The sequence below is a fragment of the Enterococcus termitis genome (assembly GCF_001730305.1).
Classification (GTDB): domain Bacteria; phylum Bacillota; class Bacilli; order Lactobacillales; family Enterococcaceae; genus Enterococcus_L; species Enterococcus_L termitis.
Genome location: NZ_MIJY01000047.1, coordinates 127,515 through 151,730, shown reverse-complemented (window position 1 = coordinate 151,730; position 24,216 = coordinate 127,515). Strand labels below are relative to the sequence as shown.

27 protein-coding genes are annotated in these 24,216 nt (G+C 36.6%); 22 read left to right on the top strand and 5 right to left on the bottom strand.

The window, feature by feature from the left end; genetic code table 11:
• Positions 1–558 precede the first annotated feature (558 nt).
• The gene (locus BCR25_RS19620) at positions 559–747 is read left to right on the top strand and encodes a hypothetical protein (RefSeq protein WP_069665300.1); all 189 of its coding nucleotides are present in this window, start codon (positions 559–561) and stop codon (positions 745–747) included.
• A 53-nt stretch (positions 748–800) separates the two neighbouring features.
• On the opposite strand, the gene BCR25_RS19615 is transcribed toward BCR25_RS19620, so the two are convergent.
• Positions 801–1,667 carry a LysR family transcriptional regulator gene (locus tag BCR25_RS19615; RefSeq protein ID WP_069665299.1) on the bottom strand — a complete coding sequence of 289 codons (867 nt, stop codon included), beginning with the start codon at positions 1,665–1,667 and terminating at the stop codon, positions 801–803.
• A 115-nt stretch (positions 1,668–1,782) separates the two neighbouring features.
• Here BCR25_RS19615 and BCR25_RS19610 point away from each other — a divergent pair, with 115 nt between their 5' ends.
• The 3 genes from BCR25_RS19610 to BCR25_RS19600 are packed head-to-tail and all read left to right on the top strand — an operon-like array spanning position 1,783 to position 3,627.
• Complete coding sequence (locus tag BCR25_RS19610) at positions 1,783–2,349, top strand: DapH/DapD/GlmU-related protein (protein ID WP_069665298.1); 567 nt, start codon at positions 1,783–1,785, stop codon at positions 2,347–2,349.
• Positions 2,342–2,845, top strand: coding sequence for a cyclophilin-like fold protein (locus tag BCR25_RS19605; RefSeq protein ID WP_245792197.1), 504 nt, complete (start codon positions 2,342–2,344; stop codon positions 2,843–2,845). The genes BCR25_RS19610 and BCR25_RS19605 overlap by 8 nt, the downstream gene beginning before the upstream one ends.
• Positions 2,846–2,880: 35 nt before the next feature.
• The gene (locus BCR25_RS19600) at positions 2,881–3,627 is read left to right on the top strand and encodes an SDR family oxidoreductase (RefSeq protein ID WP_069665297.1); all 747 of its coding nucleotides are present in this window, start codon (positions 2,881–2,883) and stop codon (positions 3,625–3,627) included.
• Positions 3,628–3,917: 290 nt separating this feature from the next.
• Here BCR25_RS19600 and BCR25_RS21025 read toward each other — a convergent pair whose 3' ends face one another.
• A complete protein-coding gene (locus tag BCR25_RS21025; RefSeq protein WP_379975133.1) occupies positions 3,918–4,004 on the bottom strand; it encodes a putative holin-like toxin in 87 nt (28 codons plus the stop codon).
• 140 nt (positions 4,005–4,144) lie between these two features.
• Positions 4,145–4,975, bottom strand: coding sequence for an SDR family oxidoreductase (locus BCR25_RS19595; RefSeq protein ID WP_069665296.1), 831 nt, complete (start codon positions 4,973–4,975; stop codon positions 4,145–4,147).
• A 147-nt stretch (positions 4,976–5,122) separates the two neighbouring features.
• Here BCR25_RS19595 and BCR25_RS19590 point away from each other — a divergent pair, with 147 nt between their 5' ends.
• The 7 genes from BCR25_RS19590 to BCR25_RS19560 all read left to right on the top strand — a co-directional run bounded on the left by BCR25_RS19590 (position 5,123) and on the right by BCR25_RS19560 (position 10,409).
• Entirely contained in the window at positions 5,123–5,533 is a 411-nt protein-coding gene (locus tag BCR25_RS19590; RefSeq protein ID WP_069665295.1) for a MerR family transcriptional regulator, read from the top strand.
• A gap of 107 nt (positions 5,534–5,640) precedes the next feature.
• On the top strand, positions 5,641–6,396 hold the full coding sequence (locus tag BCR25_RS19585; RefSeq protein ID WP_069665327.1) for an IclR family transcriptional regulator: 756 nt from the start codon (positions 5,641–5,643) through the stop codon (positions 6,394–6,396).
• Between the two features lie 298 nt (positions 6,397–6,694).
• Positions 6,695–7,342, top strand: a complete 648-nt coding sequence (locus BCR25_RS19580; protein WP_069665326.1) for a bifunctional 4-hydroxy-2-oxoglutarate aldolase/2-dehydro-3-deoxy-phosphogluconate aldolase — start codon at positions 6,695–6,697, stop codon at positions 7,340–7,342.
• Between the two features lie 2 nt (positions 7,343–7,344).
• Positions 7,345–8,355, top strand: a complete 1,011-nt coding sequence (locus BCR25_RS19575) for a sugar kinase (RefSeq protein ID WP_069665294.1) — start codon at positions 7,345–7,347, stop codon at positions 8,353–8,355.
• Positions 8,356–8,652: 297 nt separating this feature from the next.
• A complete protein-coding gene (locus BCR25_RS19570) occupies positions 8,653–9,636 on the top strand; it encodes an aldo/keto reductase (RefSeq protein ID WP_069665293.1) in 984 nt (327 codons plus the stop codon).
• Positions 9,637–9,657: 21 nt separating this feature from the next.
• A complete protein-coding gene (locus tag BCR25_RS19565; RefSeq protein WP_069665292.1) occupies positions 9,658–10,071 on the top strand; it encodes a cupin domain-containing protein in 414 nt (137 codons plus the stop codon).
• A 23-nt stretch (positions 10,072–10,094) separates the two neighbouring features.
• Complete coding sequence (locus BCR25_RS19560) at positions 10,095–10,409, top strand: carboxymuconolactone decarboxylase family protein (protein ID WP_069665291.1); 315 nt, start codon at positions 10,095–10,097, stop codon at positions 10,407–10,409.
• Between the two features lie 313 nt (positions 10,410–10,722).
• On the opposite strand, the gene BCR25_RS19555 is transcribed toward BCR25_RS19560, so the two are convergent.
• The gene (locus BCR25_RS19555; RefSeq protein ID WP_245792196.1) at positions 10,723–10,953 is read right to left on the bottom strand and encodes a DUF2316 family protein; all 231 of its coding nucleotides are present in this window, start codon (positions 10,951–10,953) and stop codon (positions 10,723–10,725) included.
• Between the two features lie 202 nt (positions 10,954–11,155).
• Here BCR25_RS19555 and BCR25_RS19550 point away from each other — a divergent pair, with 202 nt between their 5' ends.
• From BCR25_RS19550 to BCR25_RS19505, 10 genes are all read left to right on the top strand, one after another.
• Entirely contained in the window at positions 11,156–11,578 is a 423-nt protein-coding gene (locus BCR25_RS19550; RefSeq protein WP_083242763.1) for a MarR family winged helix-turn-helix transcriptional regulator, read from the top strand.
• A 46-nt stretch (positions 11,579–11,624) separates the two neighbouring features.
• The gene (locus BCR25_RS19545) at positions 11,625–12,650 is read left to right on the top strand and encodes a carboxylesterase family protein (protein ID WP_069665290.1); all 1,026 of its coding nucleotides are present in this window, start codon (positions 11,625–11,627) and stop codon (positions 12,648–12,650) included.
• Positions 12,651–12,866: 216 nt separating this feature from the next.
• The gene (locus BCR25_RS19540) at positions 12,867–14,840 is read left to right on the top strand and encodes a BglG family transcription antiterminator (RefSeq protein WP_069665289.1); all 1,974 of its coding nucleotides are present in this window, start codon (positions 12,867–12,869) and stop codon (positions 14,838–14,840) included.
• Positions 14,841–14,842: 2 nt separating this feature from the next.
• Positions 14,843–15,298 carry a PTS sugar transporter subunit IIA gene (locus BCR25_RS19535; protein WP_069665288.1) on the top strand — a complete coding sequence of 152 codons (456 nt, stop codon included), beginning with the start codon at positions 14,843–14,845 and terminating at the stop codon, positions 15,296–15,298.
• Between the two features lie 23 nt (positions 15,299–15,321).
• Positions 15,322–16,662 (top strand): PTS galactitol transporter subunit IIC, encoded by a 1,341-nt coding sequence (locus tag BCR25_RS19530; RefSeq protein ID WP_069665287.1) that lies wholly within the window; start codon positions 15,322–15,324, stop codon positions 16,660–16,662.
• Positions 16,663–16,686: 24 nt separating this feature from the next.
• Positions 16,687–16,971 carry a PTS sugar transporter subunit IIB gene (locus BCR25_RS19525; RefSeq protein ID WP_069665286.1) on the top strand — a complete coding sequence of 95 codons (285 nt, stop codon included), beginning with the start codon at positions 16,687–16,689 and terminating at the stop codon, positions 16,969–16,971.
• A gap of 11 nt (positions 16,972–16,982) precedes the next feature.
• Positions 16,983–17,810: a class II fructose-bisphosphate aldolase gene (locus BCR25_RS19520; RefSeq protein ID WP_069665285.1), complete on the top strand. Its 828-nt coding sequence runs from the start codon at positions 16,983–16,985 to the stop codon at positions 17,808–17,810.
• A gap of 15 nt (positions 17,811–17,825) precedes the next feature.
• Positions 17,826–18,527, top strand: a complete 702-nt coding sequence (locus BCR25_RS19515; RefSeq protein ID WP_069665284.1) for a triose-phosphate isomerase — start codon at positions 17,826–17,828, stop codon at positions 18,525–18,527.
• 3 nt (positions 18,528–18,530) lie between these two features.
• Positions 18,531–19,046 carry a YjbQ family protein gene (locus tag BCR25_RS19510; RefSeq protein WP_069665283.1) on the top strand — a complete coding sequence of 172 codons (516 nt, stop codon included), beginning with the start codon at positions 18,531–18,533 and terminating at the stop codon, positions 19,044–19,046.
• A 522-nt stretch (positions 19,047–19,568) separates the two neighbouring features.
• Positions 19,569–21,812, top strand: coding sequence for an ATP-binding cassette domain-containing protein (locus BCR25_RS19505; RefSeq protein WP_069665282.1), 2,244 nt, complete (start codon positions 19,569–19,571; stop codon positions 21,810–21,812).
• 52 nt (positions 21,813–21,864) lie between these two features.
• Here the strand turns inward: BCR25_RS19505 and BCR25_RS19500 are convergent, their stop codons facing one another.
• Positions 21,865–22,503 (bottom strand): DUF998 domain-containing protein, encoded by a 639-nt coding sequence (locus BCR25_RS19500; RefSeq protein ID WP_139124630.1) that lies wholly within the window; start codon positions 22,501–22,503, stop codon positions 21,865–21,867.
• A gap of 233 nt (positions 22,504–22,736) precedes the next feature.
• Here BCR25_RS19500 and BCR25_RS19495 point away from each other — a divergent pair, with 233 nt between their 5' ends.
• Positions 22,737–24,185 (top strand): DEAD/DEAH box helicase, encoded by a 1,449-nt coding sequence (locus tag BCR25_RS19495; RefSeq protein ID WP_069665281.1) that lies wholly within the window; start codon positions 22,737–22,739, stop codon positions 24,183–24,185.
• Positions 24,186–24,216 lie beyond the last annotated feature (31 nt).

Sequence of the window (24,216 nt, the reverse complement as noted above, 5' to 3'; positions counted from 1 at the left end):
CAATAAAGGATTTAAAAAACAATAACTCATACCTGTAACTGATGTAAGAGTAGTTTCAAATAAATGAGAAGTGTCAGGAATACCTTTAAAAATATACATCATAAGGAACAATAAAAACAGAGGTACCAATAAAATAATTAAAAATATAAATACAATAGCGAGAAAGAAAAATTGATTATATTTTAACAAAGTATAGAGACTTAGAATCCAAATCAACGCTCCTATTACTAATCCAAAAGTAAAGAGAGAAATTTCTGAATACAATAAGACAATGCAAAATAGAAGACTAACAGTTAATAAGGAAATATATAAAGATTTAGTTAACAAAATACAACCTCCCCCTTTATGGATTGATTATAGCATAAAGGGATCAAATGAAATTGTTAAAATTAAGAAGGACACAGCACATGGAAAAAATAATTAGAGAAATTCACACTAATTGAATGCTTCAATGAAGTGGAGCTCAGAAAAGAGTAATTCGTTTTTTTTAAGCAATCTATAGATATATTTTTATCTACAGATGTATAATATCTATAAAAGAAGATAGGAGGAATAATAATGTCATTTAAAGAAGAAATCGAGCAACTAAAGGAAACGGTTCAACAAACCAAAAAACAAGGAAAATCGCTTGGCGAAAAATATGCAGAAGAAGGAAAAGGCATCGGTGAGGAATATAAAACAAAAGGAAAAGAAATCGGTAAACAATTCAAGGATCTTTCAAGTGGATTAAAAGATCGATTCAAATAGAAGAAGAAAAAGAAAGTACTGTAGCTTTTGACAGAAGGCTACAGTATTTTTTCTTAGAAAGAGTGAAGAACCCGCAAGAATTCTTCTGCGGCATTGGAAAAAATCTGTCCTTTTTTCCAAACAATATTTAATGTTACAGTGAGTGGTGGTGAAAAAGGGATAAAGGTCAAGTTTGTCTCTGAAGTATTGATAATGCCGTCAATACAAAGCGCTCCCGCCATACCTTCTTTAACAAGCAACGAAGCATTATAGAGTAGATTATAAGTACCTATAATGTTGAAATGCTCAATATTTTCACCGAGCCATTCAGCAAGTAGGTTATCTACAAATGATTGATTTGAAATCAATAAAGGCATTTTCTGAATGTCTTCTGGAACTATTTCCTTTTTTGAAGCTAATGGATGCGCATCATTAACAAGAATTCCCCAATGATCAGATAAAGGCAAACGTAGGTATTCATATTTTTGTTTTTCGACAGGATCGATCACTAAACCGAAATCAAGGAGTCCTTTATCAATTTTTTCTAAAACATCATCGGCATTACCGCTGTATAACTCAAAAGTTAAGTCGGGATGCTTTTGTTGCAATTCATTGAGACGGGCGGCAAGAAAGCTAAACGCTTGAGTCTCGCCACCTCCAATCGCAATTTTTCCACTGACTACTTTATTTCTACTTAAATTTGTGGTCGTCATGTCCACCAAAGTAATGATCTCTTTTCCTCGGTTGGCTAAATAAACGCCCTCTTCGGTTAGTGTGATAAAACGATTTCCGCGCTCAAATAAAGTAACGCCCAACTCAGCTTCTAAATCTTTTAATTGTTTCGATAATGCAGGTTGTGAAATATGAAGAGCTTCTGCAGCTTTACTAATTGTTTTTTCTCGCGCAACTGTTAAAAAATAATTCAACACTCGTAAGTCCATCTTATTACCTCCTATAACTTAAAGTTATGTTCATGTATTATTTATAAGTATTAGTTAAGTATACTTGATTCTTGTACAATAAAGCTAGCTTTAGAAAAAGAAAGTGAGGGATAACATGTCTAAAATAGGTTTGAAAGAAAAAATAATTGGAAAAGAGATTCTGCAAGATTCTCCGCTATTTAAAGAAATCCACTCAATAAAAGCTGAAAATGAACCTAAAGCTATGGAGCTAAATGCACAGTATCTAAAAAACAAAGAACTCTTGATTCGTTTAGAAGAAATCACAGGAAAAGCTATTTCTGAAACTGTTACAATCTCTCAGCCGTTTTATACTGACTTTGGCAGGCATATTGCATTTGGTCAAGATATTTTCATTAATAAAAATGTTACTTTTGTTGACCTTGGCGGTATTACGATTGAAGATCATGTCTTGATCGGTCCAGGGAGCAGACTACTTACAGTAAATCACTTAATCCAGCCAGAGAAACGAAGAGGGATCAAAGTGGCTCCCATAGTGATCAAGGAAAATGCATGGATTGGTGCAAATGTGACAATATTGCCTGGAGTGACTGTGGGTGAAAATTCAGTTATTGCTGCAGATGCAACAGTGACAAAAGATGTGCCAAAGAATGCTATCGTCGTTGGAAGTCCGGCAAAGGTTGTCCGAATGATCGATGAATAATCGAATGATTTTCGGAATCACGCTCATGGTTTTTCTGCCGATGATCAAAGGGTGTAAAGGACTGGAAAGCGTGGAACAAAAACAGAATTTGTCGTCTATAAGCAGTGAGGAAACATATCCCCAACAGATAAGTATAGAGGAAGCTGATAAGGGAATGACAAAAATCGAAATCGAACAAAAAATATTTTCTATCGAATGGCTGAATAATCCTTCATCACGAGCGTTGCAAGAAAGATTTCCGTTAACACTCACGATGGATGAGCTGAATAGCAATGAAAAATACAGCTATTTATCAAACCCTTTGCCTGTCAATCCAGAAATAATTACACAAATTGAAAAAGGTGATATCATGCTATTTGGTTCGGAGTGTCTCGTACTTTTTTATGACTCATTTTCAACAAATTATTCTTATACACCATTGGGAAAGATCCGCGAAAGAGAATTACTAAATGAAGTGTTGGATCATTCAAGTATTGAAGTTCGGTTTACAAAATAACAAAAGAGGATTTCATTGAAAGGAAGGAACAGTCTATGTCTATCAAAGATAAAGTTATTATTATTACAGGAGCATCATCAGGAATCGGAGAAGCTACAGCAAAATTATTAGCTGAAAAAGGGGCAAAAGTTGTTTTAGCTGCACGTAGAGAAGAAAACCTTAAACGTATTACAGAAGAAATCAAAAAGAACACAGGAGAGGCTGTTTATCAAGTTACCGATGTGACAATTCCGGAAGAAAATGAACGCCTTGTTTCGTTTGCAAAACAAACATATGGAAAAGTGGATGTGATTTTTCTGAATGCGGGTATTATGCCAAACTCACCATTATCAGCATTAAAGGTAAATGAATGGAACCAAATGATTGATATTAATATTAAAGGCGTTTTGAATGGGATTGCTGCGGTATTACCGTCATTCATTGAACAAAAATCAGGACATGTGATCACAACATCTTCTGTGGCTGGATTAAAAGCATATCCTGGTGGAGCAGTCTATGGTGCGACAAAATGGGCGGTTCGTGATTTTATGGAAGTCTTGCGTATGGAATCAGCACAAGAAGGCACGAACATTCGGACTGCAACTATTTATCCAGCAGCAATTAATACAGAGTTGCTTACAACGATTACAGATAAAGAAACTTCAGAAGGAATGACAGGTTTGTATAAGCAATATGGGATAACACCGGACCGCATTGCGAGTATTGTTGCTTATGCAATCGATCAACCAGAAGATGTAAATGTGAATGAATTTACAGTGGGACCAACAACACAACCTTGGTAGAAACCTAGAACAACAATGGAATGAGTGAAATCATCTTAAGCCTATTGAGACCTGAAACTATAGAGGCGATGTTTAAGCTATGTTCATTCTTCATTTTGCTTATATAATTATGCTTGTTCGAAAATAATTTTTTTCATATTAATAGTGGTGACCTTTTTGTTTTTTTATGTTAGAATTATAAATGAAAAGAGGCAGGATGTCTGCCTCTCTTGTAGACCCGTTCAAAAGACGGTGGCTATAATTAAATAGTTAAAACCATCTAATTACTGTCCAAAGTAAAGATTAGATGGTTATTTTTTTGGTTTGCTTCTATCCGTCAGCGACACAACTAAAGTTGCAAATGCAATCATTAGTGTCAGTGCTTCAAAAACAGACATGCTTGTTCCTTTCTAGGATAAAGCCAAGAACCATAGGCATCCCCCCTTTTTGAGAGCGTTAGCCACCATCTTTTTCACTTTTCTACACTATTAAAATACACAAACCTTTTACTTATTCATGATTATTTTAAAATAAACGGTTAGAAATCAGTTGATGCGGCTAATCTAGTTTGCTTTTTGAAATCTTCTACACGTTTTTCCAATGTTTGAATCGTACTATCCAATGCCTGCGAGCCTAAAATTATACGTAAGGGAGCGGGTTCGACCGTTGCGCTTTCGATCATTCTTGTTGCCATTTTTACAGGGTCGCCAGCAGCTAAGCCGTTGGTAGGATCTAACATAGTCAAAAAAGCATGAGCGGGATTATTATCATATTCGGGCATTAATTCGGCCACGTGAGCACTGCCGTAACGAAATTCTGTACGGGCGCCGCCTGGTTCCACAATTGTAACGCCGATGTTAAACGGTGCTAGTTCTTGGGTTACAGATTCACAAAAGCCTTCAATTCCCCATTTTGTTGCATGATACATAGAATTTCCTGCAAAAGCAACTTGTCCGCCATAAGAAGAAATTTGAATGATTCGCCCAGCTTGTTGCATACGCATAAACGGAATCACTGCACGGATCATTTGAATAGAACCAGTCAAATTAGTTGCAACAATTTTATCTATTTCTTGATCTGTTAATTCTTCTGCGGCTCCAAAAAGACCATAACCAGCATTGTTCACAAGAACGTCTATTATTTTGTGTTTCTGATAGATTTTGTTTATCAATAACTGGATTGCCTCAGTATCTGTCACATCTAAAAATTCTCTGTCAAATGTTTTTGGATATTGCTTGATCAATGTCTGAACCGTGTCATCATTTCTAACCGTACCGATCACTGTATGTCCCTTTTCTAATAATTGTTTTGTCAATTCTAAGCCAAACCCACTGCTTACTCCTGTGATTAACCATGTCTGATTGTTCATATTGTATTCCTCCAATTGTTGTTGTGAAGTCAGTTTATCTCTTAAAGTGAACTTCAAGTCAATAAGAAAGTTTGTCAAATCGTAGAAAATTGTTCTATAATGAAAAAGATGAGATGTTTCAAAGAAAGCGTTAAGGAGGTAAAACGCATGAATATAAAGAAAGTGAGCGAATTAAGCGGTGTTTCAGCAGATACAATTAGATATTATGAACGGATTGGCTTGATTCCACCAGTGAAACGTAGTGATAACGGGATTCGAGATTTTGATGAAGAAGATTTGCGCTGGATCGTTTTTAGTCGACAAATGAGAAATGCTGGCTTGTCTATTGAATCCTTAGTTGAATATTTGACTTTATTTCAAGTTGGGAATGAAACAGTGCCTGCACGTAAAGAAATCATCGCGGATCAAATTGCAGAGCTAAAAGAAAAAGCGACAGAGTTAAATACAGCCATTGAACGGCTAGAATTTAAATTGGCTAATTATGAAGAACATATGATTCCAGCAGAAAGTGCGTTAAGAGACTTTAATCAACATAGATTGAAAGATCTTAGTCATTGATTCATACACAACCAATCTGACTTTTAAATCAATAAAAATTTTATGCAAAATCATTTGTATTTTCTTATTCGTGTTATATAATTTCCTATATAGAAAGGGTGGGTGTGGTGGCAGAAACAAAACCTTATGGAACAGTATTGATTAAAGCAGCTAAAATCATGGATTATTTAGCAGAAAACCCAAATCATTCTTTATTGGAAATTGCAAAAAATACTGAAATGACCGCTTCAACAACGATAAAAATATTGGATACACTTGTGCTGATTGGGTATGTTCAAAAGAATGAAAATAAAAGCTATCGATTAGGCTCAAAGCTGATTCGCTATGCAAATCAGCGGCTAGAACAACTGGATCTGGCTGAAATAACACTTCCTTATCTTGAAAAATTACAAGCAAGCATTGATGAAACGATCCATTTAGGCATATTAAGTGACAACGAGATTTTATATATCAATAAATTGGATCCAAAACATCAAACGATTCGAATGTCTTCAAAAATTGGAATCACTCGTCCTTTGTATAGTTCTGCGATGGGAAAAGCTGTGTTATCTACTTTTTCCGATGAGGAATTCCAGCTATACTTAACGACGCATACATTGAAACCTTATACAGAGCATACGATCACGAATCCCTTGAGATTAGCCAAAGAATTGGAGGAAGTTCAGCGCTCAGGCATTGCTTTTGATGATGAAGAAGTGGAGTTAGAGATTTTCTGCATAGGAGCTTCAATTAAAAAGGATCAACAAGTGATTGGTGCTTTTAGCGTTAGTATGCCAAAATATCGGTTAAACGACGATTCAAAAAACAAGATTATCCAGGCTGTCTTACAAACAAAAAAAGAAATTGAACAAGTCTTGAATTGAGTGGCAAACAAAAGGCGCAAAGCTATTTTAAATATATGTAGACAAACATAATAAGAGATAAAAAGTTAAAATCAAGATCATCAGAAATTGCTGGTGGTTTTGATTTTTTTTGTTTAAAAATTAATACGCACCTATTAATTTGAAACGTTCTTTGATTATTAAAATGCATAGCTTAATAATCGATTTTACAATGGAAAAAATAAAAAAACGTTTGCATTTTACGGATATCTATGTATAATGATGGTGTGAATTTCTTTATAATAAAATATAATTTCTGTATAGGAAAGTGGTGGTTGTTTTGAAAAGAGTGAATATCCTTCAACGTTTACAAAATGCCGGTGTCATAGCAGTTGTTCGTGGAGAAACAAAAGAAGAGGCACTCAAAGCAAGTCATGCAATCGTAAAAGGCGGCATGAATGGGTTGGAATTGACATTTACAGTTCCGCAAGCAGACGAAGTGATCAGAGAATTATCGGAGCAGTATAAAGATTCTCCAGAAGTTGTAGTAGGAGCTGGAAGTGTTTTGGATGCGGTAACTGCTCGACTAGCTATCATGGCTGGGGCGGATTATGTTGTTAGTCCAACGTTTGATTTAGAGACTGCAGAAATTTGTAATCTTTATCAAATTCCTTATTTACCTGGCTGTATGACTATTACAGAAATGAAGCAGGCTTTAAAGAGTGGTGTGGATATCATTAAGTTGTTTCCAGGCAGTGCTTATGGTCCTAACATTATTTCAGCTTTTAAAGCACCTATGCCTTATCTAAACATCATGCCAACTGGCGGTGTGAGTCTCGACAATATGGCAGAATGGTTTAAAGCAGGCGTTGTATCAGTTGGGGTAGGTGGTAATTTATTAGCGCCAGCTGCAACAGGTGAGTTTGACAAAATTACAGAAATAGCTGCTGAATATATGGCAAAGTTCCATGAAATCAAAGGAGAATAGGTATGGGAAAAGTTGTAACTTTAGGGGAAATCATGCTTAGACTTTCGTCTGATGCGGGAATTCGTATTGCTCAAAGTGAAAATTTTTCTGTTCATTTCGGCGGTGGTGAAGCCAATGTTGCGATTTCCCTAGCTAATTATGGTCATCAGGTCACATTCGCTAGTAAAGTACCAGCCAATGGTGTAGGTGAAGCTGTTAAAAAGCATTTAAATCGGTATAACGTGGACACGTCTGATCTATTATTCGGAGGACCAAGACTAGGAACCTATTATTTGGAAACAGGAATAGGAGAACGAGCTGCAAATGTGGTATATGACCGAGCTGGATCAAGCTTTGCCATGATGGAGACGATCGAATGGGACTCAGAGAAATTATTTGCTGGAGTTGATATTTTTCACATTTCAGGAATCACGCCTGCACTGTCAGATAGTTGGAAGAAACAAACGTTAATTTTGATCAAAGCGGCTAAACAAGCAGGCTGTAAAATCAGTTTCGATATCAACTATCGCGGCAAACTTTGGAGCAAAGCAGAGGCGGGAAAAACGATTCGGGAAATTTTACCTTATGTAGACTATTGTTCTGCTGGAAAATTAGATGCTCAGCACTTTTTTGAAATTTCTTCGTATGATAGCGAACTTGCAGCAAAGGATAATCTATATTGTTATAAAAAAATGCAGGAAAAATATCCAAATGTGTCCGTTTTTTACTCAACTAAACGAAAAGTATATTCAGCCAGTGTCAATGCGCTTACGGGAACCTTGTGGGCGAATGGAAACTATTATGAATCCAAGTGTCATCAAATCGATCCGATTGTTGACCGAGTAGGTGGTGGGGATGCATTTGCTGGTGGCGTTTTACATGGACTGCTCAACAAGGATAACTATCAAAAAGTTATTGATTTTGCAACAGCTGCATCTGCACTCAAACACACGGTTCATGGTGACTGTAATCAGTTTAGCCAAGAAGAAGTCGAAAGCTTTCTTGCGTTAGAAACTGGGAAAATTATTCGTTAAGTAAATGAAGTATGGAGAAGAAATAGTGGGAAAAATGTTTGTTAAACAAAAAAAACAATAGAGGAGAGCTAAGATTTTTTAGTCTCTTTCTATTGTTTTTTTTGTTCTGATTCTGGCAATAGTGAAAAGGATCTTCGCTTTTAGTCGTTTAAAAAGGTATAGCAGATTTAAATCTGTAAGGAATATATACTTTTTTCAAGTATTACACAAAAAATCCCTTGACTTAGAGTTCACTTTAAGAGTTACACTAAGATCAGTAATAAAGAGAGTCAACACCCAATACAAGGAGGAAACGAAATGAACTATGTAAAATTTGGAAATACAGGTATGGAAGTTTCAAGAATTTGTCTTGGTGCAATGGGCTTCGGTGATCCGAATAGTGGATTTCATGAGTGGGTCTTGGAAGAAAAAGAAAGTAAAAAAGTAATCAAAAAAGCTCTGGATTTGGGCATAAATTTTTTTGATACAGCCAATGTATATTCTTATGGTGAGAGCGAGCGGATTCTTGGAAAAGCATTGAATGAGTACGCCAACCGTGATGAAATCGTTGTTGCCACGAAATTGTTCACTACAATGAAAAAAGATGTCCCAAATAGTGGAGGACTTTCACGAAAAGAAATTTTCCATCAAATTGATGCTAGCTTAGAGCGTTTAGGAATGGATTATGTTGATTTATACATTATTCATCGTTGGGATTACAATACACCGATTGAAGAAACGATGGAAGCCTTACATGACGTAGTAAAATCTGGCAAAGTTCGTTATATTGGGGCTTCTGCGATGTTTGCGTGGCAGTTTGCCAAAGCACAGGCAGTGGCGGAAAAAAATGGCTGGACAAAATTTGTTTCGATGCAAAATCATTTGAATTTGTTATACCGTGAGGAAGAAAGAGAAATGCTGCCGCTTTGTGAGGATCAAAAAATTGCGGTTACACCTTATAGTCCATTAGCTTCTGGGCGTTTAACTCGTGATTGGAGTGCACAAACGAAACGTTTTGAAACAGATAAAATGGCGATGTCAAAATATGATAAAACCGCTGATCAAGATCGTATTATTGTTGAAAGAGTTGCAGAAATCGCAGAAAAACGTGGGGTTGAACGTGTACAAGTCGCATTAGCTTGGCTATTGCAAAAAGAACCAGTGGTTGCACCTATCATTGGTGCAACAAAGGAGAGTCATTTAACAAATGCGATTCCTGCTTTAGATTTAATTTTAACAAAAGAAGAAGTCGCATTCTTAGAAGAACCTTATATTCCACATGTAATTGTTGGACACAAATAAGACGTAACTGGAGGAAAAGTAATGGCAAAGTTTGAAGAAGTAAAAAATGGAATCATTTTTCCAGCTGGAGAAAAAAACGAAGCTTATGCTCAATATTTTATTGGTCAAAGCTATTTGAAGACACTCGTTGCAGATCCTGATGTGAATGTTGGGGTGGGCAATGTTACCTTTGAACCTGGATGCCGGAATAATTGGCACATTCATCACGATGGGTTTCAATTATTACTCGTTACAGGCGGTGAGGGCTGGTATCAAGAAGAAGGAAAACCTGCTCAATTTTTAACAGCTGGTGATGTGGTCGTTACTCATGATGGTGTTAAACACTGGCACGGTGCTGCCGAAGATAGCTGGTTTGAACATTTAGCAATCACAGCGGGCACACCTGAATGGTTGGAGCCTGTTTCAGATGAACTATATCGTACGTTGGAGAAATGAATAAACGATGGGAGGAATATTTAATGAAAAAACAAACAGCTGGTAGAGATCAATTAGGCGCATTTGCACCGAAATTTGCGGAATTAAATGATGATGTTCTTTTTGGTGAAGTCTGGTCAAGAGAAGAACAACTTTCTGCTCGTGATCGAAGTCTGATTACTTGCGCAAGTCTACTCACACAAGGAGTACCTCAATTAGAAGCACATATGAACATTGCAAAACAAAATGGTGTGACAAAAGAAGAAATAGTGGAATTGATCACCCATCTAGCTTTTTATACTGGTTGGCCAAAAGCCTGGTCAGCATTTACTCTCGCAAAAGAAATTTATGGTGACTAACCTGATAAATGAGACCGAGAGAGAAACGTTTAAACCCGAGAACCAAGCCCTTCAATTGACACTTAGAGATCGATGAAATCGAAACACAGTATAGTAGGTACTGTTCTGCATCAGTTCGTGCTTCACTGTGTTTCACCGCAATTCCAGCTTATTTTCGAAGGCGGTGTTTCTGCTTCCACTTTTTATTCGAATTCTAAGTGACTAGATTGTCACTCATAGAGTTATGTCCCAGACTTTATCGATATAAATAAAAAAAGAATTTAGGCAATGTCACTACAAGGGGCAGCCTAAGTTCTTTTTTTATAAAATGGAATTATCCCAACTTACGTTGATCGATTCGCTTTGTATTTAAAAACCAATGATGATGATAATCACCAATTAAAGCTGTAAAAGGGACAGGCTCTTTTCCTTGAGCAATGATTTTTTCTTCTAAGTAGTTTTTTACTATCCACGGATCTTCAATATGGTAGACATTAAGTGCTAATGTGTTTTCAATGGTTATAACAGTGGTGTGTAAATCGTTAGCGATTTCTGAAATGCTCAAATTGGACAGTGCGAGGTTTTTTGAAACTCTTGTTTAGTTGCTGCGACTTGATAATTGTTTAATGACATAAAATCGACTTCCTTCTCTAAAGAAACATTTATATTAAACAGTTGTATTTTTAACTATTTTAGGATAGTTCATTTTTAAATAGTTGTCAATTAGAATGTTTTGAATTAAACTTTGTACTGAAGAGGTGAGAATCATGATTTTTCAAGAAGGTAGTATATCAGAAACAATTTATAGACTAAGTATTTTACAACAAACATTTATAGCGGAAAAGTTAAAAACGTTACAATTGAACAGCATACAGGCACGCAGTCTTAGCTATATTTATGTATATCCAGGCACTATTCAAAGAGAACTAGCACATTATTTAGGGAAACAGCAGGCAACAGTTACAAATGTTCTGAAAGGATTAGAGGAAAGAAAACTTGTCTATCGTGAAATTCCTAAGAGTAATGAACGCCAAAAAAATATTTTCCTTACAAAGGAAGGAGAACACTTAGTGACTCAAGTAAATCAACTTTTTGAACAACTAGATGAAAAGGTTCGTAAGAGTTTGACGAAAGAAGAGCAAAATAAAATCCAGGGCACTCTTGATAAAATAGAAAAGGATTTAAGTTAGTTTTAAGGTCTAAGTTATAAGTTATCTTCATAAAGGAGATGGCAAAATGCAAAAAACTAGATTATTAATGATCATTGGCCCCTTACTATTAACTTTGGGTGCTTGTAATTCAACGAACAATGGAACGACTGATTCTTCCTCTACAAGTAGTTCAATCAATGAAACAAATTCAAGTGAGCTAACAACAACTTCATCGTCGACCTTTACTAAAACAGATACGAATGATCCGACAGAAGATCCTGAACTTTCAGAGGTCTTAAGTGAGGTAGAGAGTAAATTTCAACAATTAACCTATGAGGATCCTGATACAGGAATTACATTGACTTACAATTTATATGTACCAGAGAACTATGACGAAAATACAGCATATCCTATGATTTCGTTTATTCATGATGATTCTGTCACGGGAGGAGGAGCTGATGCTGCATTAACACAAGGCTATGGTGGAACGATTTGGGCAACCGATACGGAGCAAGCAAAACATGCAAGTTTCGTCCTTGTGCCATACTTTGAGACATCAACAATCGCTGGTGGAATGGGTCAAAGTGGTTCTGAAGTAGTTGAAGATCAGGTGCAAACATATTATGACTTACTTCAAGAGCTGCAAAAAGAATACACTATTGACTCAGATCGTCTATATCAAACAGGACAATCTATGGGGGGGATGACTTCATTTTATTTAAATTCTCAGTATGCAGATCTTTTTGCTGCTACACTTTATGTTTCTTCTCAATGGGATGTAGATCAGTTAAAGGCTTTAGAAAATCAGACATTCTTTTATATTGTTGCAGGTGGCGATTCTCAAGCGACAGCGGGACAAACGGATTTAATGAATCTTTTTGATGAAGACGGTATCTCTTATAGTTCAGCTGAATGGGATGCAACTTGGTCAGCAGATGAGAAGAACACGGCTGCAAATGAGATGATTGCTAAAAATACAAACCAAAATTTTGTTACTTGGACTACTGGCTCGGTGCTTGCCAATGGAGGAAACATGGAGCATATGGCATCTTTTGATTATGGTTATACAGTCCCGGCTGTTCGTGATTGGCTGTTTAATCAAAGTAAATAAAACGGCTCTGCGATTTTTGCACCATTTTTTGATGTAAACAAAGTGTGAGATAAAAAGTGTTTTTCACTTTTTTCTGACACTTTTTTTGTCTTCATGGCAAGCCTGCTCCTCTTTAATAGAGAGTTCCACATTAATGTGGAACTAGAAGGTCATTTACTGAATAAAGAATTGTACGTATACTAAAAATATGGAAAGCGCTTTCCGGAGGTGGATTGGATGAATAAACTGACACTACGAGAAAATGAATTGCTTTACTTACTCTTGTCGCAAAAAGAATATCAAGCCGCAAAATTTTTCAGTGAGCAATTATCTGTGTCCAACAAAACGATTTATTCAGATTTAGAACAAATTCAACACTATCTTGTTGAAAATGAGCTGAAAATTGATCGAGTCCCAAGAAAAGGGTTGTATTTGATTGGACCACCAGAAGCCAAAGAACGTTTGAAAGGAGTGCTGCAGCAAGAAACGATCAGCGTTTTAGAAGATGAAGTGTATTCTCCAGCTTATCGGCAGCTGATAATGATTTCTGCGATTTTACTTGATGAGAAAAAGGTAACCTATGATGAGTATGCAGAACTCTTTTTAGTCAGTAAACAGTCAATAAAAAAAGACATGGATGAAGTATTGGGTTATTTGAGAACGAGTGGATTGAAAGAACTTACAAACAGATGTTTAAGTCCTTTAGAGAAAGAAACGATGATTCAAAAAGTGTATAAGAAATATTTAATTAGCTATAACAAAAAATATCATTCGCATGCAGGCAATACTCAAAACAATGATTTAACGTTTTTGAATGAAATTTTTAATCAGAAAATTATCGATCAGGTGAACTCGTTCATTGAAAAAACAATGATTCATACAGGTAAAATGTTGAACGATTATTTTGTCTATTCACTAAAGTTGTCGTTGATTATTTTTTTAACGAGATTGAAAGCTGGGCATCATGTCGAAGAACAAAATGAGTTTGTTTTTAAAGATCTACAAAAAATGCAACTATATATGGTTGCCCTTAGTTTCTCTGAAGAAATGAATCAAGAATTACAATGTATTTTTTATAAAAATGATCTTCAATACTTATGCTCATTATTGCTGGCTCATGGTGTTGTCCCGGGGATCTCTGATATGCATATTGATGAAACGATCCGAAAAACAACGCAAACATTGATGAATGAGATGACGCATTTATTAGATGTGAAAGTCGATAATGATGAACAATTATATCACGCGCTGATCGCTCACATAATGCCAATGATCCATCGGCTAAAAAATGATATCTACGTACGAAACCCTTTAAAAGACAACATAAAAGAACAGTACACCACTATGTTTATGTTAACTCAGTTTGCAGCGACGGTTTTCGAGAAAGATTACAAGCTATTTTTGAATGAAGACGAGGTGTCCTTTTTGACCATACATTTTCAAATTGCATTTGAAAAAGTCCAGTCGACAAAACATGTGTTGATTGTTTGTGGAAATGGCTTGGCAACTTCGGAATTGATTTATAATCGTATCAAACAAAATCTACCTGCTAGCGTGATCGTAGAAATCGCAACAGAACGACAGCTTAAGGAAAATCCAATTGATGATATTGATTTAATTATTGCAGCAATTCCTCTTGAAATAGAGGACATACCAGTACTTCATGTTTCTGCGTTACCAACTGCTGCAGAAGTCTCAATGATCGCAACCTATTTATCTAATCTAAGTGAAAACGAAAAGACATTTACGTATTCAAAAGAAATAAACGCTGGGTCTTTAAACCCTTTTATACAGCAGGAATTGATATTTTTAAATCAGCACTTAGAACGAAAAGACGAGGTCTTACATTTCTTAATAGAACAATACCAGGCGTTAGGGTTAGTAAATGAATTCTTTGAAGAATCGATGTTTCAAAGAGAGGTGCTTGGTAATACTAGCCTCACTAGCGGAGTTGCCTTACCTCATGCAGCACCAGAGACAATTAAAGAAACTAAGCTGTCCTTTATGACCGTTCAAAAACCAATCATGTGGGGAGCTAATCAAATTCAATTGATCATAACCTTAGCGATAGCCGAAAAAGATATGGGAATTGCTAAAGATTTGGTGTCGATTCTATATGACATGATCGGTTCAGAAGAAAGTGTACGAAAAATAGTTCAGTGTAAAACAAGTAAAGAGCTAATAAACTGTTTGGAAAGGAGGGGACGTTGAGCATGTATTTTGATGGTGAAGTAGCAGAATTTCAAGTAAACGTAAAAAGCAGAGAAGAGGCCTTTCAACAATTGACAAATAAACTAGAACAACAAGGATATGTTACCGATGATTTTCTCGACCATATTATTGAAAGAGAAGCGCAGTTCCCGACGGGATTATCGGTGAATTCGATTGGTGTAGCGATTCCACATACGGATAGTGAGTATGTAAAACAATCACAAATAGCTTTTATGTCTTTGGAAAAACCAATCCGATTTTATGAAATGGGGACAAATGACAAAGCAATCGATGTGCATATGATCTTTATGTTGGCATTAAAAGAACCACATGAACAATTAGAAATGCTGCAAAAATTAATTGAAATGATTCAGCAACAAGAAACAATGAAAAAATTGTATCATTGTCGCACAAAAGCGGAGTTTATTCAGCTGATTCATCACGTTGGCTTGGCATAAAATAAAGAAATGGGGGAAGAAATATGTTAAACGCATTACAATGGTTTGTTGATTTAGGCGCGATCGTTGTTTTACCGATCTTGATTTTTGTTTTTGGTATTATTCTTGGCACTAAACCAAGTAAGGCTTTTACCTCAGCGTTAACGGTGGGTGTCGGATTTGTCGGTTTAAATTTGGTCATTGATTTATTAAGCTCCAGCTTAGGCCCAGCAGCACAAGCGATGGTTGAACGCTTTGGTTTGAATTTGACAACAATCGATGTTGGATGGCCAGCTGCAGCAGCTATTTCTTATGGAACAGTACTTGGGAGTTTGGCAATTCCTATCGGTGTACTTCTGAATGTGGTCTTGATTATTTTCGGATTGACAAAAACTCTGGATGTGGACATTTGGAACTTTTGGCACGCGGCGTTCATCGCTTCGCTTGTTTATGCATTGACAGGAAATTTTGCAATTGGGATTGCTGCTACTGTGGTTTATATGATGATGATCTTGTTATTTGGGGATATTCTTGGACCCATCGTTAAAAAGTTTTATGGATTCCCCAATATTACCTTTCCTCATGGAACGGCTGCACCTGGATTTATTTTCGCCTTACCGATGAATTGGTTGTTCGATCGTATTCCGGGAATCAAAAACTGGAAAGCTGATCCTGAAACCATCCAAAAGCGCTTTGGAATTTTTGGGGATTCAACAGTGATGGGATTCTTGATTGGCTTGGTGATCGGTATTTTAGCGGGTTATGATGTTGCTGGTATTGGTCAGTTAGCAGTGAAAACCGGTGCAGTGATGGTGCTAATGCCAAGGATGGTTGCTTTATTGATGGAAGGATTGACACCGATTTCAGAAGCTGCGAATGAATTTGTTAAGAAACGCTTTCCAGGGAGAGAACTTTATATTGGTATGGATGCTGCTTTGTCTGTTGGACATCCAGCTGTACTTTCTTCCTCTTTATTGCTTGTTCCAATTACCATCTTACTGGCAGTCATTTTACCAGGAAATACGACATTACCCTTTGGTGATCTAGCGACGATTCCGTTTCTTGTATGTTTGATGGCAGCTGTGTTTGCAGGGAATATTGTTCGAACGGTCATCGCAGGTTCCATTTACATGGTCAGTATTCTTTATATCACTTCTTGGGTGGCACCTTTGGTAACAATGTCTGCAAAAGCGGCAAACTTTGATTTGCAAGGAAATTCAAGTATTACTGCACTTGCTGAAGGAGGGCTATGGACAACTTGGATCTATATTGGCTTAACAAAAGTCCTTAGTTGGGGCGGACTTGCTATTATTGGCGCAGTCGTATTATTCGGTTTGATTTATGTAAATAAAATTTTACCCAAAAGACAAGGTACACCACAATAATAAAGTTGAAAGGATCGAAAAAATATGAAAAAAATGTTGATTATGTGTGGCACAGGCGTGGCTACATCTACTATCGTAACAAATAAAGTGAAAGAATGGCTTAAAGAAAAAGGCTATGAAAATGATGTTAGATTGTATCAATCAAAAGTAGCAGATGAGATGAATCGAATCGATGACTACGACATTATCGTAAGTACAACCGTTGTACCAGATAATATCAAAGACAAAATTATTATGGGATTACCATTACTGACGGGTATTGGAACAGAAGAAATGTATCACGAAATTGAAGCGAAAATAAAGGACTAGGTGGGAAAACAGTGTTAGTGACATCGAAAGAACTCTTTAGAGATACACAAAAAAGAAACTATGCGATTCCAGCAGCTAATTTTTTCGATTTAGATTCTGCTCGTTCATATGTGAAAGTTGCAGAACGATTAAATAAACCATTGATTTTAGCATTTGCACAGGCGCATATGGACATGATGTCCTTAGAAGAAGCCGCTTTGATAGGAAAGTATCTGGCAGAAAAAGCGACTGTTCCTGTAGTCCTGCATTTAGATCACGGACAAGATGAAAAGGTTGTGAAACAAGCAATTGAACTCGGCTTTTCTTCAGTTATGATTGATGCATCACAAGATCCATTTGAAGAAAATGTGCGGCGATCTAAAGAAATTGCTGAATATGCACATGAAAGAGGTGTAGTAGTTGAAGCAGAAATCGGATTTGTTGGTTCAGGAGTCAACTACGAGAATCATGACCACAGTGACTCCATTTATACAGAAGTGGTAGATGCTGTAAACTTTGTTAATGAAACACAGGTTGATTCTCTTGCTGTTTCGATTGGAACGGCCCATGGGTTTTATAAAGGAACACCTAAAATCAGCTTTGAACGTTTGGCTGAGCTTAGATCAGCAGTAAAAACACCGCTAGTCTTACATGGTGGTTCCTCTTCTGGAGACGAGAATTTACAACGCTGTGCAACAGAAGGCATTTCCAAAATTAATATTTTTACAGATTTTATCACAGCAGCAATGACTTCGATCGATAAGGATCGTCCGAGTGATTATTTTCAGTTAAAGAAAACAGCCAACAGTGCAATTGAAGAAGCATTAGCGCATTACTATACCGTATTTGCAACTAAATAAAAGAGGTGACAAATTTTGAAAAAAAGAGAGATTCGGGCACCATTTTTCTGTGTGAATCCTAAAGCGTATTTATATGGAGAAGAAGCCTTGAAGCTAGCAAAAGCTGCAGATGAATTAGCGAAAACATTCGATATAGATATTTTTTTCACTGTTCAGTATGTCGATGCTTATCGAATTGCAAAGGAAACAACGAACTTGATTATTACTGTTCAGCATATGGATGCATTAACAGTTGGTGCGGGCATGGGGTATATTTTACCAGAAGGCATTTCCGCAGCAGGAGTACAAGCGACGTTTTTAAACCATGCAGAACATCCTATTAAGGTCAATCAATTAGTAAAGACGATGCAAAGAGCCGAGGAAGAAGGAATAATAGTGATTGCATGCGCTGACTCGATTGCAGAAGCAAGAGCGATTGCTACACTAAAACCTGATGTGATGGTATGTGAACCGACAGAGTTGATAGGTACGGGGAAAGTGAGTGATGTTTCTTATATGGAGCAAACCAATCAAGCCGTTAAGGCTGTCTCACCGAAGACATTAGTGCTTCAAGCTGCTGGTATTAGTACGATTGCTGATGTGCGGCAAGCGATTGAATCTGGTGCTGATGGTACAGGCGGGACAAGTGGTATCGTCTGCGCTACTGATCCGATCCACACACTTCAGGAAATGGTTGAAGAAGTTACGAAGGTTAGAGATGAATTGAAGGAGCGCTAGCGAATGAAAACATATGCAAAGGAATTGATTTTAACATCTAATGGGCAACGTGTAAGTTATCATAATATTACTGAAGAAGTGAAGCAAACACTCAAGGAAAGTCAAGTAACGAATGGTCTTTGTGTCGTTCAGTCTCCGCATACCACTTGTGCTGTAATATTTGAAGAACATGTTCATGATACCGATTTTAATGGAGACGAATTTTTACAAGTTGATCTTAACCGTATTTTAGATACAATCATTCCAAGAGAAGTATCAGAGAATACAAATTATCGTTATCCTGGACCAAAGCATTTAGACTTTTTGATGAGCTTAAATGACGCTAATTACCCTTGTGACCCAGGAACTATATTAAATGGCGATGCTCATATACGTGCTTCATTTTTTGGAGCGAGTGAAACCTTTGTTGTGAAGGAGAGTACTCTTCAAATTGGTTCGGTTGGCTATATTTACTTTATTGATTTTGATCAAAATCGTCAACGGAAGAGAAAGTGTCAGTTGATGATCATCGGAGAATAAAGATAGATCTGAAAATATTTTTCCAAGAAATGAAAACGGAAAAGTTTTTTGAGCGATCTTATTCATTAGACTCAAGTGGGTTGAGAGTTACTTCTCAATCCCTTTTTTTGATACAAATCTCAAAAAGACTTTTCGCTTTTTCTTTAATTAACAATTAAAATTAATTAGTCTTTTTCTTTTCAGAGGAAATCTATACATATGCAAGAAAAGTCTTTTTATCCTTACTTTTATAATGATAAATAATTAAGAATCTCTTTCGTTTTATTTGAAAACTACAACGATTTATTCGTATTCATCTATCTTTCGCTCTATAATAAATGTTGAGGACACAGCTACGACAGCCCCAAAAAACGTTTCAAGTTCTTGTAGCGAAGCATACTAAAGTATGAGAAAATGTGGAACAGTCTCAATGACACTTTTTTGATCACACTGACTTCTAAGTACTCGTAGTTTAAGAAGTGAAGAACTTGTCTTCTTAGCGTTAACCATATGTCATTCATACATTTACATAGGAGGAAAATTATGGAAAAAGAATGGATCAAAATCAAAAATGCGACACAAAACAACTTAAAAAATGTTACGACTCAGATTCCCAAGCATCAACTGACTGTTGTAACAGGTGTTTCTGGATCAGGAAAATCTTCTCTGATTTTTGATACATTGGCAGCAGAATCACGCAGAGAATTGAATGATACCTTTCCCAGCTTTTTACAAAAATATCTACCTAAATATGGTAGACCGATCGTTGAACGTATTGAAAATTTACCAGTAGCTATTGTTATTGAACAAAAAAAGTTATCTTCTAATTCACGTTCCACAGTAGGAACCTATACAGATATCTATACGTTTTTACGTTTGCTTTTTTCAAGAGTAGGTAAGCCATTTGTTGGCTATTCAGATACTTTTTCATTTAATCATCCAGATGGCAAATGCCCAGAATGTGACGGGTTAGGAACTGTAACAGCTATTGATATTCATAAACTCGTCGATTTTGATAAATCGTTAAATGAAGATCCTATTGATTTTCCTACTTTTCATACAGGCTTTTGGCGCTGGAAACGTTATGCGGATAGTGGATTGTTTGATTTAGACAAAAAAATAAACGATTATTCAGCAGATGAATTGCACTTGCTTTTATATGCACCACAGCAAAAACTAAAAAATCCACCGGAAAAATGGCCGCATACTGCACTTTTTGAAGGATTGATTCCGCGAATGAAAAGAAGTATCCTTCATTCAGATGAAGGAAAACGACATCAAAAACAACTGGATCGTTTCGTAACGGTAGAAACTTGTCCTGTATGTCATGGGAGTCGTGTCAATGAAAGAGTGAGAAGCTGTAAGATATCTGGAAAGAGTATTGCCGATGCAGCAATGCTTTCACTAGATGAATTGCTTGCATTTATCGGAGAAATAACCGATCCTTTGGCTATAGATATCAAACCAGAAATTCAAAAGCGTGTACAAGCATTGATCGATATTGGTCTAAGCTATTTAACATTGGGCAGATCAACTGGCAGTCTTTCTGGCGGGGAAGCTCAGCGTATTCGAATTTCAAAATATATCAATAGTGCTCTAAACGATATGGTGTACATTTTAGATGAGCCAAGTGCAGGCTTGCATCCCAAAGATATTGATCGAATTATTCATGCGTTGCTCTCTTTAAAGGAGAAAGGGAATACAGTAATTTTGGTTGAGCATAATCCTCAATTAATTCGTTGTGCTGATTATATTCTCGATATGGGTCCTGGAGCAGGAGAGGCAGGAGGAAAACTTCAATTCGCTGGGGATTACTCTAAATTTCTGCAATCGGACACACTTACTAGTCAAGCGCTACAAACAGACATCAAAATCAACGAGCATCCACGTCAGCCAAAAGACTTTTTATCAATTACCGATGCAAACTTTCATAATTTAAAAGACTTTTCAGCTGCAATTCCTTTAGGGATCATGACTGTTATTTGTGGTGTTGCAGGTTCAGGAAAATCTTCATTAGGGGAAATGATCCGCCAAACTGCTATTGAGCAAAATCAAGAAATTGTAGCTATTTCACAAAAAATCATCGGAATTAATTTACGTTCAACGCCTTTGACTTATTTAGATTTATTTGGAAAAATTCGTGATTTATTTGCCAAAGAAAATAAAGTAAGTGCAGCTTTATTTAGCTATAATTCAAAGGGAGCCTGTCCAAGATGCCGCGGGAAAGGAGTAATCGTTTCAGACATGGCTTTTATGGACGATATAGTTACGACATGTGAAGTCTGCCATGGTGCTCGCTACGATCCAGCCGTTTTGAGATACACATATAAGGAAAAGACGATCGTGGACATCTTAGAAATGACAGTGAATGAAAGCACTCAGTTCTTTTCTGATCAGCCCTTTAAGAAGAGATTAGGGACCTTATTAGAAGTCGGATTAGGCTATTTGAAATTGAATCAATCATTGACAACTCTTTCCGGCGGAGAACTGCAACGATTAAAATTAGCAAGTCAACTCCACAAAAAAGGAACAATTTATTTACTAGATGAACCAACAGATGGCTTGCATTTAGCTGATATGAACCAACTATTAGTTCTTTTTAATCAAATGGTCGATGGCGGAAGCAGTTTGATTCTTCTAGAACACCATTTAAGCTTGATCAAACAAGCTGATTGGGTGATTGAAATGGGACCGGAAGGTGGTTCAAATGGAGGAGAATTGATGTTCAGCGGTTCTCCTCAAGAGCTGGCAATTTCAGCAGATTCGATTACAAGGCCCTATTTATAAAAGAAGATAGCTACGCGGTGTTTCACACCGTTTACGTGAATCAACTGTCTTACTATCCTTTTATTGACTGTTTATTAAGTGCTACTACGAGAAAAGGTAAATAAAGAAAAAATAAATTAGCGCGTTGCCAAAGACCACGATATGGAATATGAAATTGCTCAATTAAAGGAATTTTTGGTGCTGCAAATAGGATCATAAAGATACCTGAGAGAATAAAAATAAGAACAAAATTCCAAACATAAACATGTTTTTTTTCTATGGAATAAAGGTTGATCAATAGAAAAATTCCGATGAACAGCGCTACAAAGCCTATTCCAGAGGCATAGTCATGGATGAGTGCTTCAATATCGATAGCTGTTGGATCTGTAGAACGATCAAATAAGCCGGTAATGAGACAATCACCAATTGCAAAAATACCCATCATGATACTAAGCGATTTTGCTAAAGGCAGCGAGGTTCTTTTGAATCGTTCATAAAAGCTGGGAATCGTTAGTAAAAATAAGCTGCCATCAAGCAACTGCCAAGTCTTAAAAACTATTTTAACTGGACTGCCATCTTCACCAAAGTCACTGATCAACATAGTTACTGGATCATAATTAGGATAAAGCAAGCCTAAAATTATAGGAACGATCAGCTCGCTGCAGATGACAAAAATCATTAGTTTAAACCCATATTTTTTTAAAGTATTCACACAAATCCCTCTTTTTATATTGATATATTCTATTGTAAAAGAAAATTCATTTTTTTAGAAAATATACGATAGTTATTTCTGCAGAATAATAATTGGTGCCTAGCTAGAGGAATAAATAGAAAACCGCTATTCTTTATTTGGAAAGCTTGCAGTTCGATCGATTTTCATGGATAATAAACATTTGCACAAACATACTGAAAATGTAATGTATCAAATAGAAGAATGAGGAAAAAATGGAGAAAATAACTTTTAACGAATATGACATAAGCGAACCAATCATCAAAGCAATCGCTAATCTCGGCTATCGAAAACCGACACCCGTTCAGCAAGCTGTAATACCAATGGTTTTGAAGAAAAAAGATCTTCTAGTTCAATCACAAACGGGTAGCGGAAAAACAGCAAGCTTTGGGATTCCGTTGTGCGAAAAAGTAATATGGGAGGAAAATAAACCTCAAGTTCTTGTTTTAGAACCCACCAGAGAACTGGCACAGCAAGTACAGGAAGATTTGATCAATCTTGGTAGATATAAACGAATCAAAGCCACAGCGGTTTTTGGAAAAGCGTCGTACCTTAAACAAAAGTCAGAACTCAAACAAAAAAGTCATATGGTGGTAGGAACACCAGGGCGCGTTTGGGATCATATCCAAAAAGAAACACTACCTGTAGAAAAAATCGACTATTTAGTGATTGACGAAGCAGATGAAATGCTGAATATGGGATTTATTGAACAAGTGGAAGCCATCATTCATGCGTTACCCTCAGTGAAAACAACACTGCTTTTCTCAGCAACCATGCCTTCCAAAATCGAAAGCTTGAGTGAGACTTATTTAAATCAGCCACAGATTGTAAAAATAGAAGCCACAGAAAAAACGATACCGAAAATCCAACATGCTTGTTTGGAGATAGACGAAGAAAAGAAACTAGCTGCGTTAGAAGCGTTGACTATTGTTGAAAATCCAGATACGTGTATCGTCTTTTGTAATACGCAAGAAAAAGTTAATGCATCCTATGAATGGCTGGTTGACGCAGGTTATCCGGTCGGAAAATTACATGGAGGGATGTTCCAAGAAGATCGTTTTGACGTAATGGACGCTTTTAGAAAAGGGAAATTCCGTTATCTTGTAGCGACAGATGTTGCCGCTCGCGGAATTGATATTGAAAATATTACTCATGTCATTAATTTAGATATACCTGTTGAAAAGGAAAGCTACATTCATCGCGTCGGACGAACAGGTCGTGCCGGAAAAGAGGGCTTTGCGTTAACTTTTGTAACGCCAAAAGAAGAATCGCTAAAAAGAGAAATCGAAGTTTATGGCGAACTTTCAATGACGCGAATCGCAATCCCTAATAAAAAGGTAGTTGAAAAATGCAAACCCGCTTTTGAGAAAAAAATAACCACAAAACAAAAACCGACCTATCAAAAAGCAGAGCGAGTAAATGAAGATATTATGAAACTTTATTTTAACGGAGGCAAGAAAAAGAAATTAAGAGCAGTGGATTTTGTCGGCACACTTACAAGTATAGATGGGGTCAAAGCTGAAGATATTGGTATCATCACGATTCAAGAAAACGTGACGTATATTGATATTTTAAATGGAAAAGGAGCCCAAGTCATAGAAGAAATGAAAGCTCGAACCATTAAAGGAAAACAATTAAAAGTCCACAAAGCAAGAAAAAAATAATAAGCACGCTAAATGCTGTGACGAACCAAGG